Source organism: Alteromonas sp. NFXS44 (assembly GCF_040148705.1).
In the GTDB taxonomy this organism is placed as follows: domain Bacteria; phylum Pseudomonadota; class Gammaproteobacteria; order Enterobacterales; family Alteromonadaceae; genus Alteromonas.
Genome location: NZ_JAGDEA010000008.1, coordinates 258,843 through 271,642 on the forward strand (window position 1 = coordinate 258,843; position 12,800 = coordinate 271,642).

At 50.4% G+C, this 12,800-nt stretch carries 12 protein-coding genes; 7 read left to right on the forward strand and 5 right to left on the reverse strand.

Going from position 1 to position 12,800, the window contains the following annotated elements; all coding sequences use genetic code 11:
* Positions 1-9: 9 nt before the first annotated feature.
* The 3 genes from puuE to J3369_RS12215 are packed head-to-tail and all read right to left on the reverse strand — an operon-like array spanning position 10 to position 1,776.
* Complete coding sequence (puuE, locus tag J3369_RS12205; RefSeq protein WP_349587189.1) at positions 10-930, reverse strand: allantoinase PuuE; 921 nt, start codon at positions 928-930, stop codon at positions 10-12.
* Complete coding sequence (locus J3369_RS12210) at positions 927-1,580, reverse strand: TetR family transcriptional regulator C-terminal domain-containing protein (RefSeq protein ID WP_349587191.1); 654 nt, start codon at positions 1,578-1,580, stop codon at positions 927-929. Before J3369_RS12210 ends, puuE begins: the two co-directional genes overlap by 4 nt.
* A gap of 37 nt (positions 1,581-1,617) precedes the next feature.
* A complete protein-coding gene (locus J3369_RS12215; RefSeq protein ID WP_349587193.1) occupies positions 1,618-1,776 on the reverse strand; it encodes a hypothetical protein in 159 nt (52 codons plus the stop codon).
* 260 nt (positions 1,777-2,036) lie between these two features.
* Here J3369_RS12215 and xdhA point away from each other — a divergent pair, with 260 nt between their 5' ends.
* The 7 genes from xdhA to J3369_RS12250 are packed head-to-tail and all read left to right on the forward strand — an operon-like array spanning position 2,037 to position 10,025.
* Positions 2,037-3,476 (forward strand): xanthine dehydrogenase small subunit, encoded by a 1,440-nt coding sequence (gene xdhA, locus J3369_RS12220; RefSeq protein WP_349587195.1) that lies wholly within the window; start codon positions 2,037-2,039, stop codon positions 3,474-3,476.
* Complete coding sequence (xdhB, locus tag J3369_RS12225) at positions 3,469-5,826, forward strand: xanthine dehydrogenase molybdopterin binding subunit (RefSeq protein ID WP_349587197.1); 2,358 nt, start codon at positions 3,469-3,471, stop codon at positions 5,824-5,826. Before xdhA ends, xdhB begins: the two co-directional genes overlap by 8 nt.
* Positions 5,823-6,674: a xanthine dehydrogenase accessory protein XdhC gene (gene xdhC, locus J3369_RS12230; RefSeq protein WP_349587199.1), complete on the forward strand. Its 852-nt coding sequence runs from the start codon at positions 5,823-5,825 to the stop codon at positions 6,672-6,674. Before xdhB ends, xdhC begins: the two co-directional genes overlap by 4 nt.
* The gene (uraD, locus tag J3369_RS12235) at positions 6,671-7,177 is read left to right on the forward strand and encodes a 2-oxo-4-hydroxy-4-carboxy-5-ureidoimidazoline decarboxylase (RefSeq protein ID WP_349587201.1); all 507 of its coding nucleotides are present in this window, start codon (positions 6,671-6,673) and stop codon (positions 7,175-7,177) included. Before xdhC ends, uraD begins: the two co-directional genes overlap by 4 nt.
* 9 nt (positions 7,178-7,186) lie before the next feature.
* Positions 7,187-7,510, forward strand: coding sequence for a hydroxyisourate hydrolase (gene uraH, locus J3369_RS12240; RefSeq protein WP_349587203.1), 324 nt, complete (start codon positions 7,187-7,189; stop codon positions 7,508-7,510).
* Between the two features lie 11 nt (positions 7,511-7,521).
* On the forward strand, positions 7,522-8,814 hold the full coding sequence (gene guaD / locus J3369_RS12245) for a guanine deaminase (protein WP_349587651.1): 1,293 nt from the start codon (positions 7,522-7,524) through the stop codon (positions 8,812-8,814).
* 2 nt (positions 8,815-8,816) lie between these two features.
* On the forward strand, positions 8,817-10,025 hold the full coding sequence (locus tag J3369_RS12250; RefSeq protein ID WP_349587205.1) for a urate hydroxylase PuuD: 1,209 nt from the start codon (positions 8,817-8,819) through the stop codon (positions 10,023-10,025).
* Positions 10,026-10,060: 35 nt separating this feature from the next.
* Here the strand turns inward: J3369_RS12250 and J3369_RS12255 are convergent, their stop codons facing one another.
* Entirely contained in the window at positions 10,061-12,328 is a 2,268-nt protein-coding gene (locus J3369_RS12255) for a xanthine dehydrogenase family protein molybdopterin-binding subunit (protein ID WP_349587207.1), read from the reverse strand.
* A 10-nt stretch (positions 12,329-12,338) separates the two neighbouring features.
* Positions 12,339-12,794, reverse strand: a complete 456-nt coding sequence (locus tag J3369_RS12260; protein WP_349587209.1) for a (2Fe-2S)-binding protein — start codon at positions 12,792-12,794, stop codon at positions 12,339-12,341.
* Between the last annotated feature and the right edge of the window lie 6 nt (positions 12,795-12,800).

The window sequence follows — 12,800 nt, forward strand, 5'->3', positions numbered from 1 at the left end:
CACAACACTTTAATCTCCGCTATACGGGAAGTGTGTTTGCCAGTGTTTTGCAATCTCTTCCCGCGTTGCCAGCCATACATTGTCATGACTTTGCACGTATTCAATAAACCGCTTTAAAGCTGCCATACGGGCCGGACGACCCACGATACGGCAATGCAAGCCGATGGACAGCATTTTAGGCTGGCTGGCGCCTTCTTCGTAGAGAACATCGAAAGCATCTTTCAAATATTCAAAGAACTGCTGACCACTGTTAAATCCCTGCGGCGTGGCAAACCGCATATCGTTGGTATCCAGCGTGTAAGGCACCATCAGCAGCGGCGCACCGTTTTGGGTATCGTAGTAGGGCAAATCATCCGCATAAGAATCTGCGCAGTAGAGAATATCGTCCCGCTCTGCAATCAGCTTTAACGTGTTGGGGCTGGTGCGGCCTGTATACCAGCCTGCAGGTTTTTTGCCGGTGAGTTTTTCATGCAGGTTTACCGCTTCTTCAATTTGCGCCCGCTCGGTATCGATATCCATATCCTGGAAATGAATCCAGCGCATGGCATGACTGGCAATTTCCCAGCCGGCATTCAGCATTGCCTCAACCGCTTCCGGATGACGCTCCATTGCCATAGTGACGCCAAACACAGTGACCGGTACCGCTTTTTCTGTCAGCAACCGGTGCAGACGCCAGAAGCCCGCACGGCTGCCGTATTCATAAAGCGATTCCATGCTCATGTGACGGTCAGGATACGGCTGCGCACCGACAATTTCTGACAGAAAAATTTCAGAATGTGCATCACCGTGAAGCACGCAGTTTTCACCACCTTCTTCGTAATTCAGGACAAACTGTACTGCAATTCTGGCTTTACCCGGCCACTGTGGATCAGGAGGATTGGCACCATAGCCTTTCAGGTCACGGGGATAACTGTTGCTAACATCACTCATGCTGTCACAATCCTGTATTTTTCCGGTACCGTTAAACCGCAACCGGTTAATGTAACGGTTACCAGATTTCTGGTGGCTTCTTCAAAATCTGCTTTTTTCATTTTCGCGCCGCGAAGACGGGTAATTTGCGTTGAAAAGTCAGCGTAGTGCTGGGTGCTTGCCCAGATATTGAAAAGCAGATAATGGGGGTCAATGGCCTGCATTTTCCCCAGCTCTGTCCAGGCTTTCAAAATAGCCACACGACCGGCCATCCAGTCGCTGTGTTCATCATCAAAATAGTGATTCAGGTTTGGCGCACCATTGATAATTTCCATGGCAAAAATCTTCGAAGCCAGCGGGTGTGTTCTCGATAACTCCATTTTTTCGGCAATGTAATCTGCCAGCATTTGCGCAGGATCATCATCTGCAGTGGCTTTATCGAAACTGGAATTCCATAACGACATGGTTTCCTTAAGGACTGCCAGATAAAGTTCCTGCTTGGACTTGAAGTAATACAAAACATTGGTTTTAGGGAGTCCTGCTTTATCTGCTACCTGCTGGACAGATGTCCCTCTGAATCCCTGAGCAGCAAATGCTTTCTCTGCTGCTGCCAGAATGATTGCCCTGTTACGGGCTCCCACACTGGCATCCACTTTTGATGCTTGAGTCATGACGCCTTTTTGTTCCTTTTGAAATGGTCAAACCTGACTATTCAGTCATAGTGCCACAGTTGCTTAAATCAGTGATAAATTTTTCATTTATAGAATATTCTTGCGCGTATAAAACATTGCGCATACATCTTGCAGCGATTTTTAAAACAAAGGTCAGACGGGCTTTGTAAGGGTGAGTTAATTGCTGCGTACTCATCTTTTAAACAGCTTCTGAACAGCAGTTGGTTAACAGAACTTGATTTTTAGCCGCTGGCGATACGCTGACTAAAGAACAACCAACTTTGTTGGTGCGCACTATAAAAGTGCACAAAATCGTGCAAATTGCACCGTAAAAATACACGCCACTCGCAATGGCCTTTTTTTAACATAAAAATCTGACCATATGGTCTACTTTTTAATTTACAATACAGATATAGTAATGCATTCAAGCATTTTGAAATCTACATGGAGTTCGGTATGGTCCGTTTTCTGTTGAACAATGAACCTGTCGAATTGCAGGTGAGCAACCCGAATATGACGGTGCTGAATTACCTTAGGGAACAGCAACGAAAAACGGGGACAAAAGAAGGCTGTGCAGCCGGCGACTGCGGCGCCTGTACGGTAGTGGTAGCCAGTCCTTCCGACGATGGCAACAGCCTTACCTACACCACCATCAACAGCTGTATTGCGCTGATGTCTTCGTTGCATGGAAAACAGCTCATCACCGTAGAAGATTTAGCCTCTTTGCAAGCACAGCATCCTGTTCAGACAGCGATGGTGAACCATAATGGTTCCCAATGCGGTTTCTGTACGCCGGGTTTTGTGATGTCGGCCTTTGCTTTTTACCATTCTGATAATGCACCCGAACGGGAAAATGTGATAGATGCGTTATCAGGTAATCTTTGCCGGTGTACAGGTTACCGTCCCATTATTGATGCCACCATTGATGCCTGTTCAAATAAAACAGCAGACAAGTTCGATGCACAACAGGCAACAACCCTTGCCAGGTTATATGCGCTTAGCCGGGAAGACGTCACAGAGGACAGTCAGTTACTTATGCCTGACAGCCGCGAAGCATTGCAAAAAGCCATTGCCGGCAACCCGGATGCAACGCTGGTTGCCGGTAGTACCGACCTGGCCCTTGAGATCACGCAAAAGCATCAGTCTTTCAAAACACTCATCAGTTTAAGTCAGATGCGTTGCCTGCAGGAGGTTGACGTTACCGAATCGCATATCATCATCGGCGCGGCTGTGCCTTTGTCCCGGGCAATGAAAACGCTGGTGAGCCACTATCCGGCATTAAAAGAATTATTCACCCGCTTTGCTTCTCTGCCTGTGCGTAATCAGGCAACCATGGGCGGAAACGTTGCTAACGCTTCACCCATCGGCGATACACCGCCGCTGCTGCTGGCGCTGAACGCTGACATTGTGGCAGATAATGGCAGCGACACCCGCAGCATTCCGGCAAACGCCTTTTTTACCGGCTATCGCCAAACTGCGCTGCAAAGCAATGAATGGATCAGCGCCATTCATATCCCCTTACCTCAACCGGCTCAGTATCTGGCAGCGTATAAAATATCGAAGCGCATGGAAGATGATATTTCCGCCGTGCTTGCCGTATTTAACGTGGGGATCAGCGATGGTGTGATCACCTCTGTTGCCAGCGGATTCGGTGGTGTGGCAGCCACACCTGTGGAGTGTACCGCTTTAGCGGCGTCTCTGGTGGGTAAGCCCTGGCGCGACGCACAAACACTGTCAGAGGGGAAAAATCTTCTGACGCACGCTTTTAATCCTATTGATGATGTACGCGCTACGGCAGCATACAGAAAGCAGGTCTTGGGCAATTTATGGCACCGGTTCTGGCTGGAGAATCAGCAGGACAACCTTATTCCGACGCGGGTGGTACATCATGCGTAAACTCATTCAAACCCCGGCGGTTGCAGACGCCCGTCAGGTACCTGCATCCAGCCCGTTAGGTAAAAACAAAGCGCACGAAAGTGCAGAACGCCAGGTAAGCGGTCAGGCAAGGTATGTGGACGATATGCCCGAACCGGCCAACACCGCTTACGCGGCCATCGGCGTAAGCAACTGCGCTGCCGGTGAAATTGAACATATTGATTTAGAGGCCGTCCGTGACAGCGAAGGTGTTATTGATGTTATTACCGTCAGCGATGTACCCGGACATACTGATATCGCGCCGGTATTTGACGGCGATCCTGTGCTTGCAGACAAGCAAATCCTGTTTCACGGCCAGCCTGTTTTTGCGGTTTTAGCCACAACCACAGAGCTTGCCCGGCGCGCAGCACTTAAGGGCACCATTACCGTGAAGCCGGCATCTGCCGTGCTCTCAGTGGACGAAGCCCTTGAAAAACAGTCCTTTGTACGCCCTACACATGCTTTCGGTAACCCGGACGCCATCCATACGGTTAACGCTTCACCTTACAAAGTGTCCGGCAGCCTGAACATTGGTGGTCAGGAGCACATGTATCTGGAAGGTCAGGTCTCACTGGCCGTGCCGGAAGAAGAAGATCGCATGATGATCTACACCTCCAGCCAGCATCCCAGCGAAGTGCAAAAACTGGTGGCAGAAGTGCTGGGCGTAAAGCTTCACCGGGTCACGGTTGACATGCGCAGAATGGGCGGCGGTTTTGGTGGTAAAGAAAGCCAGGCCGCACAGTGGGCGTGTATCGCCGCTATTCTTGCGCAGCGCAATCAGCGCGCAGTGAAATGCCGCCTGCCCCGTTCACAGGACATGAGTGTCACCGGCAAACGCCACCCCTTTGAAAACCACTGGCAAACCGGTTTTGATGAAGCCGGCATTATCCAGGGTGCGGACATCACTGTAAACGGCAATTGTGGCTACAGTGCTGATTTGTCTGATGCCATTGTCGACCGCGCCATGTTTCACGTGGATAACGGCTATTTTTTAGGTGACAGTCATGTTGTTGGTCACCGCCTGAAAACCTCTTATGTATCCCATACCGCTTATCGCGGATTTGGCGGTCCTCAGGGCATGATTGTGGCCGAAGCCATGATAGATGGCATCGCAAGAACTTTAAAAGAAGACCCGCTCACTATCCGCAAGCGTAACCTTTATGCCAAAGCGACGGGGAATATCACCCCTTACGGCATGGATATTGGCGATAATCTGCTGCCGGAAATGATTGGCCAACTGGAAACATCCTGCGAATACTGGCAGCGCAGAGAAGCGATCACCGGTTTTAATCAGTCCAGTCCGGTAATTAAAAAAGGGCTGGCTCTGACGCCGGTGAAATTTGGTATTTCATTTACTGCCAAACACCTGAATCAGGCTGGTGCGCTGGTGCATATTTATACCGATGGCAGCGTACAGGTTAATCATGGCGGTACGGAAATGGGCCAGGGACTTCACACCAAAATTGCCCAGATCGCAGCCCATGAATTTGGTATCGATCTCGCAGATATTGAAGTTACCGCTACACGCACTGATAAGGTGCCGAATACCTCACCTACTGCCGCATCATCGGGCACCGATTTGAACGGTAAAGCCGTGCAAAATGCCTGTCTTGAATTAAAAGCCAGACTGGTTACCTTTTGGGCGAAACAAAAGGGTCTGCCCGCAGAAGAGGCGGTGTTCGCCGACGGGCACCTGATACTGGGTGATGAGCGTATTGCGTTTTCAGATCTTATTCAGGCGGCTTACATTGGCCGGGTTTCTCTGTCTTCTACGGGCTATTACAAAACTCCTAAAATTTTCTACGACCGGGCCACAGGTTCCGGTCGTCCTTTCTTTTACTTTGCTTATGGTGTTGCCGCATCAGAAGTCTCCGTTGATACCCTCACTGGTGAATACAAAGTGGACCGTGTAGATATTCTTCATGATGTGGGCGCCAGTCTGAATCCGGCTATCGACAAAGGCCAGATCGAAGGCGGCTTTATTCAGGGCATGGGCTGGCTGACATCGGAAGACTTGAAATGGAATAAAGAAGGTAAATTGCTGTCGAATAACATGGCGACCTACAAAATCCCCGCCATTGGTGATACACCGCCGGTGATGAACGTGGATTTATTCGACCGTCCTAACGACGAAGACAGTATTTATCATTCAAAAGCGGTGGGCGAGCCCCCCTTTATGCTGGCAATATCGGTGTGGTGTGCGTTGAAAGATGCCATTTCATCACTCAGTGATTACACCGTTGACCCTGTTCTGCCAACGCCGGCCACCCCGGAAAATGTGCTCAATGCCATTACTGATTTGCAGCAGGCTGAAGCGGAGACATTATCATGAGACATCCCCGTAACTGGTTTGATGCCGTAAGCTGGTGCCACCGTCATGCACAGGGTTACGTGCTGATCACCGTACTCACGGTCGCGGGTTCTGTGCCAAGAGAACAAGGCGCGAAAATGGTGGTTACCGGCGACCGTCAGTTCGATACCATCGGCGGTGGTCATCTGGAATTTGATGCGGTAAAAAAAGCCCGTACTTTTTTAGCCACCGGCCAGTCACAACAACATATCGAATCCTACCCGCTTTCAAGTAAATTAGGGCAATGCTGTGGCGGAGCCGTTAAGGTGCTGTTTGAAATCAACGTCAGCCATTGTCAGACACTGGCCATTTTCGGTGCCGGACATGTCGCTCAGGCGCTGATCCCTGTTCTGGCACAACTGCCTCTGAATATTAAGTGGATAGACAGCCGCCCGGATGCCTTTTCAGAACTGGATGTGCCGCCAAATGTGACGACAGTCTGCGATCCCCAGCCAGAAGGTGAAATCCCTCTTCTTCCGGCCCAAAGCTGGCTGCTTATTCTTACTCACGATCATCAGTTGGATTATTTACTGGCAGAAACAGCGCTGAAGATAAATCAATTTCCTTATGTGGGCATGATTGGCTCTGACACAAAAGCCAGACGCTTTCGTACCAAACTCGCCCATCGCGGACTTGGCGAAGCTGCAGATAACCATTTTGTTTCACCGGTAGGTAACCTGGCTATTCCCGGCAAAACGCCCATAGAAGTTGCTGTGTCGGTCAGCGCTCAGATTATTGAACGCCTGCACAGCCGGCCGGTGCCCGTTGCACCTGACGTCACACAAAGCCGTACGCTGGAAAACGATAACAAGGATAACGTATCAGCATGAACGTAAACACGCTAAACGCCCTGCCCTGGCAGGACGCCATGCGCTGGTTTTCACAAACCTGTGCAGCAGAAAAATGGGCATCCATGATGACGGACAAACGCCCTTATTGTGATGTGGCCGATATACAAAATCACGGGAAGGCAGTCTGGGAGACCATGGAAAAGGACGATTTGTTGCAGGCATTTGCCGCCCACCCCATGATTGGTGACATTAATTCATTACGCAGCAAATATGCCAGCACCCGCGCTTTAGCTGCCGGAGAACAAAGCGGCACGGCTGACGCTGACGATGCCACCCTTTATGCGCTGAAAGAAAAAAACGAAGCGTATCTGGCCAGGCACGGCTTTATTTTTATTATTTGTGCATCAGGTCTGCCGGCAACAACCATGCTGGAGGCGCTGGAAAACAGGCTGAACAACAGCACGGAAGAGGAGCTTAAACATGCCGCAGCAGAGCAGATTAAAATTACCTGCCTGCGTATCAGCAAAGCGATTAACAGTTAAGGAACGGTTATGATTTCTTTATCCAGTCATGTTCTGGACACCACATCAGGTAAACCCGTAAGCCAGTTACCACTGACACTGACTTTTCCCGACGGAAAACAGGTTAATGGCATGACTGACAGCGACGGTCGCTGTAAAAGCTGGGGTGACGCAGATTTCTCTCAGGGGACTTACTCATTACGGTTTCACTGCCAGGATTACCTGACAGAAAAACACGGCGAAAGCTTTTACCCGTTTGTCGATATTGCTTTTACCATGCAGGAAAGTGGCGGTCATTATCATGTACCTCTGCTCATTTCACCCTTCGGCTTCAGCAGTTACCGGGGTAGTTAGTGAGTAATACGATTCAACTATTCCGTGCGAAGATACTGCATTTCCCGCAGCAAACAGATTCACCGCAACAGGATGCGGTGTGCTACCCCGACGGCGCTCTGGCGGTTCGCGGCGAGCGGATCCTGGCCATTGGTAACTTTGCCGATGTAGTGTCCGACTACCCCGATGCCACATTGCACGATCACAAAAATCACTGGATCATGCCCGGTCTTATCGACAGCCATCTGCACTTTCCGCAAACAGAAATGCTGGCCTGTTATGGCGAACAGTTACTTACCTGGCTGGAAAATTACACCTTTCCCACCGAAAAGAAGTTCGCCGACCCGGACTATGCATCCGCGATGGCGGACGTATTTTTGCGTCAGCTTTTAAAAAACGGGACAACAACCGGATTAGTTTACCCCACCGTACACACCAGTTCCGTCGATGCGCTTTTTGCTGCAGCATCAGCAAAAAATATGGCGATGATAACCGGTAAGGTGTGTATGGATCAGAATAGTCCTGCCGGCCTCGCCGATTCGCCTCAGCAAGCGTATGAAGCATCACAGCAACTGATTTCATCCTGGCACAATAAAGGGCGTAATCTGTACGCGATTACCCCCAGATTTGCTCCCACCAGCAGCCGTGAGCAATTGTCTTTACTCGGGTCACTGGCCGCTGAACACAGCGACGTATTTATTCAGACCCATTTGTCTGAAAATCAGAAAGAAATTCAGTGGGTACAACAACTGTTTCCCGAACGTAACGGCTATCTGGACGTATATGACCATTATGGTCTGGTGCGTGAGCGCAGCGTGTTCGGACATTGTCTTCACCTGACAGAGCAGGAATGGCAGCGAATGGCAGACGCGCGGGCGACTATCGCCTTCTGCCCAACGTCAAACCTGTTTTTGGGCAGTGGCTTGTTTGATTATCAAAAAGCGAAGAGCTTGAAAGTCCCCGTTACCCTGGCCACTGATGTGGGCGCAGGCACAACCTTTAACCTGTTCAGAACCTACGGTGAAGCCTACAAAGTGTGTCAGATGCAGCAACAGGCATTGTGCCCTTTAACCGGTTTATACCTGATGACCCAAGGTGCAGCCGTGGCACATAAACTTCAGCACGAAATTGGCAATTTAAACCCCGGCACTTTCGCCGATTTTATTATTGTCGACGCCGCCTTTGATGAATTGACGTCCCACCGGTTACATGACCGTGATACCGCAGAAGAGGTGCTGTTTGCACTGTCCATGCTCGGTGATGACCGGATGATAATAGAAACCCGGGTTGCCGGCACTGCGCAATACCGCAAAGAGGAGAGATAAGTATGGAAGGACTCGACTGGTTATCCCTTTTTGTCCGCTGGTTTCACGTGATTGCAGGCGTTGCCTGGATTGGCGCATCGTTTTATTTTATCTGGTTAGATAACAGTTTGCGCACACCACCTGAATGGAAGCAGGAAAAAGGTATTAAGGGCGATCTCTGGGCGATACATGGCGGCGGCTTTTATGAAGTCGCTAAATATGCCTATGGCCCTGAAAGCATGCCTGCGACATTACACTGGTTTAAATGGGAAGCCTATACTACCTGGTTAAGTGGCTTTGCCCTGCTCATCATCGTTTATTACTTCGGAGCGTCTGCCTATCTTATCGATCCCTCCGTAAATGCACTGAGTCCGCAAACGGCAATTTTGTCGGGCCTCGGGATCATTTTTGGCGGGCTGGCCCTGTATGAACTGGCATGCCGCAGTCCGCTGGCTAAATCGCCCAAACTGTTTGCATTGTTTTTAATCATGATGATTTGCTTTGCCAGCTGGCTGACCACCCAGCTGTTCAGTGGCCGTGGCGCTTATATTCATGTAGGCGCACTGGTGGGCACCATCATGGTGGCAAATGTATTTTTAAACATCATGCCCAATCAGCGAAAAATGGTGGCAGCGGTGGCAGCAAAAGGTGAAATCGACCCGGCCTGGGGCGCCAGCGCAAAATTACGCTCTGTGCACAACAACTACCTGACGTTGCCGTTACTGTTCATTATGATCAGCAACCACTATCCGATGACATATCAGCATCCGCAAAACTGGCTGGTACTCATTGCCATCATGGCCCTGTCTGCCTGGATAAGACACTTTTTTAATTTAAAACATCAGGACATTAAAAAGCCGTCTATTCTGGTATCCGGTGCGGCGGGCATGTTGTTACTGGCAATTTGGGTATCTATGCCCGTCAGCCAGCAGGAAAACACGGCAGCGGCTTCAGCGCCACAGAATGACCAGACGGCACTGTCTGCTGATGACAAAGCCGTTCAGACGCTTATTACCACGCATTGCACAAGTTGCCATGCTGCGAGCCCGACAGATGATATTTTCAAGGTTGCGCCACTGGGAGTGAAATTTGACAGCTGGCAGGATATTAAGCGTTATGCGCCGCAAATTTATCAGCGCTCAGCCGTGAGTAAAGACATGCCCTTTATGAATAAAACCGGCATGACAGACGAAGAACGTCAGGTCATTGCTAAATGGTTCAAAGCGCAATAAAGCAAAACGCCCGCATTTCAGCGGGCGTTTACTTATCAGTCTTTCAGCGATTCAAGCTTATGCACAAAGGGTTGCTCATAGAACCGCTCGCCGGTGTGCTGATACAGGGCGTTAGCCAGTGCAGCAAAAATTGGCGGGAACGGCGGTTCGCCTAACCCGGTTGGATCGGTATGACTTTTCACAAAGCTGACATCAACAGATGAAGGAATTTCGTTCATTCTGATCATGCGGTAGCGGTTAAAATTGTCCTTATCCGCCTGACCGTCTGTAAACGTCATTTCCCCGAACATCGCATTACCGATACCGTCGATAACTGCGCCCTGTACCATGTTAGATGCCGCTATGGGGTTCACCACAATGCCGCAATCCACACAACTGAACACTTTATCAGCCCGTGGCGACCCGTTTTTCTCAGTCACGGTAACAACGTGTGCAGCATAGGAGTTGTGGCAATAATAAGCGCCGACGCCTTTTTTCACCGATGCCGGTAACGTATCCCAGCCGGATTGCTCCCGCACCTGCTTTAACACGCCGGCATAACGGGCTGCATCGTAATCATTGTGCTCGCCCACCGGTGACGATATGGCTTTCTCAAACAGTGCCAGCCTGAAATCAATGGGATCTGCGCCGGCAAGTTCTGCCACTTCGTCAAGAAACGCCTGCTCAGATGCCCCCATGAAATTAGAACGCGGTGCCCGGAATGCGCCGGTAGTAATATTCGACTGTACCGCATCACCACGGGCCAGATAATTGGGTACCGCGCCTGCCGGGAACCGGTCTGCGTGAACAGAATGCTCAGGCACACCCACTCCGTCGACCTGATAAGCAATTAACTGATTGTTCTCATCCAGCGCCGCTTTGAAACGTGCCATGTAGGTTGGCCGGTAAATGCCCATGGTCATGTCATCTTCCCGGGTATACATCAGCCTCACCGGCTTTTTGACTCTGGCTGAAATGACCGCCGCTTCTACCAGATAATGGGAATAGGCACGACGACCGAATCCACCGCCCATCCGGGTCATTTCGATACGCACTTTGCCCGGCGGCACATTTAACCGGCTGGCCAGAGAGTTGACGATAAAGCCGGGTGCTTGCAGCGGGCCCGCTACGTGAACAGCGTCATCAGTCACATTCGCATAGAAATTCATTGGCTCCATAGTATTGTGAGCCAGGTATGGCGCATAGTAAGTACGCTCTATGACTTTTTCATTGTTTGCAAATGCAGCTGCCGTATCGCCATCCTGCCGTAATACCGGCAAATCAGACGCTAACAGGGCTTCCATTTTTTCACGATGGGACGCCGTGCTTTCCAGTCCGCCGGGAATAGCCGTATCGACCAGTGTACCGAAACGGTCCATTTTCTCTGAATAGCTGTCGAAGGTTTTCCACTTAACCTGCAGGGCTTTTTTCGCTTTCAATACCTGCCATGTTTTCTCACCCACAATAGCAATGAGTTTGGTAAACGCCGTGGTATCAAAATAGTTGCGGGTGTAATCCGGCTCCATGGCATCGAACACAAACGCATCCACAATGCCGGGCATGGTCTTAATGGTTTCCAGGTCCGCGCTGTCAAGGGTTTTACCAAACGCAGGCGGGTGGACTAAACCGGCAATTAACGTCCCTTCTGTTTTATAGTCAATACCAAACAATGGCTGGCCGGTGACCACTTTATGCCCTTCCAGATTGGTTTTCGACTGACCGACAATGGAAAAATCTTCAGGCGCTTTCAGTGCAATTTCTTCAGGTAAAGTCAGTAATGCGGCGTCCTGCGCCAGTTCTGCAAAGGTTGCTGACTTTCCACCTGGACCGGATACCACGCTGTTTTTGGCTGTCAGTGAGGCAACAGGCACTTGCCACTTCGCGGCGGCCGCCATCAACAGGAGTGTCTTTGCACCCGCGCCGGCCATACGCAAGCTTTGCCATCCCTGCCGGATGGACTGGCTGCCACCGGTAAACTGGCGCTGATAATCATCAGGGCTGTAATCCGCTGTTTTCGCAGTAATATCTTCCCAGTTTGCGTCCATTTCCTCAGCCAGGATCATGGGCATTGATGTCATCACGTTCTGGCCAAACTCCGGATTCGGGACCATAGCGGTAATGCCGCCGTCCGGTGAGACAAGAATATAAGCATTTAAACGCACAGGTTGAGCGTCTGTGGCCGTTTGCGCCTGTGCAGTTCCCAGCCAGCTGAAATTAATCATCAGGCCGCCAGAAGCTGCCGCAGAGGCTTTAAGAAATTGACGGCGCCCCATTGAGGTACGGAATAACCGCTGGCCCGTTTTTGACATAATGTTTTCTGACATAACAGGCTCCTTATGCTTTTGCTGCGGTTTTAATGGCTTCTTTGATCCGCAGATAAGTACCGCAACGGCAAATGTTCCCCGACATAGCATTGTCTATTTCTTCATCGGAAGGATTCGGGTTACGTTTTAACAGTGCTGCTGCATTCATGATCTGTCCGGTCTGACAATATCCGCACTGGGCAACATCCTGCTCTACCCAGGCAATTTGCAACGGGTGATCGCCTTTCTCTGACAACCCTTCAATCGTGGTGACAGCATTACTGCCTACGGCAGAAACCGGCACAGAGCATGAGCGGACAGCATTCCCCCCCACATGAACAGTGCAGGCACCACACATCGCCATACCGCAACCGAACTTGGTGCCGGGCAAGTCCAGGTCGTCTCTCAAAACCCAGAGCAAAGGGGTGTCTGCGTCAGCATCCACTTCTCTGGACGCGCCATTTACGTTGAATTGATAGGTAGGCATTAAAAA

Coding starts and splice junctions, on each gene's coding strand:
- puuE (WP_349587189.1), bottom strand. CDS start 930: ATGAGTGATGTTAGCAACAGTTATCCCCGTGACCTGAAAGGCTATGGT.
- J3369_RS12210 (WP_349587191.1), bottom strand. CDS start 1,580: ATGACTCAAGCATCAAAAGTGGATGCCAGTGTGGGAGCCCGTAACAGG.
- J3369_RS12215 (WP_349587193.1), bottom strand. CDS start 1,776: ATGAGTACGCAGCAATTAACTCACCCTTACAAAGCCCGTCTGACCTTT.
- xdhA (WP_349587195.1), top strand. CDS start 2,037: ATGGTCCGTTTTCTGTTGAACAATGAACCTGTCGAATTGCAGGTGAGC.
- xdhB (WP_349587197.1), top strand. CDS start 3,469: ATGCGTAAACTCATTCAAACCCCGGCGGTTGCAGACGCCCGTCAGGTA.
- xdhC (WP_349587199.1), top strand. CDS start 5,823: ATGAGACATCCCCGTAACTGGTTTGATGCCGTAAGCTGGTGCCACCGT.
- uraD (WP_349587201.1), top strand. CDS start 6,671: ATGAACGTAAACACGCTAAACGCCCTGCCCTGGCAGGACGCCATGCGC.
- uraH (WP_349587203.1), top strand. CDS start 7,187: ATGATTTCTTTATCCAGTCATGTTCTGGACACCACATCAGGTAAACCC.
- J3369_RS12250 (WP_349587205.1), top strand. CDS start 8,817: ATGGAAGGACTCGACTGGTTATCCCTTTTTGTCCGCTGGTTTCACGTG.
- J3369_RS12255 (WP_349587207.1), bottom strand. CDS start 12,328: ATGTCAGAAAACATTATGTCAAAAACGGGCCAGCGGTTATTCCGTACC.
- J3369_RS12260 (WP_349587209.1), bottom strand. CDS start 12,794: ATGCCTACCTATCAATTCAACGTAAATGGCGCGTCCAGAGAAGTGGAT.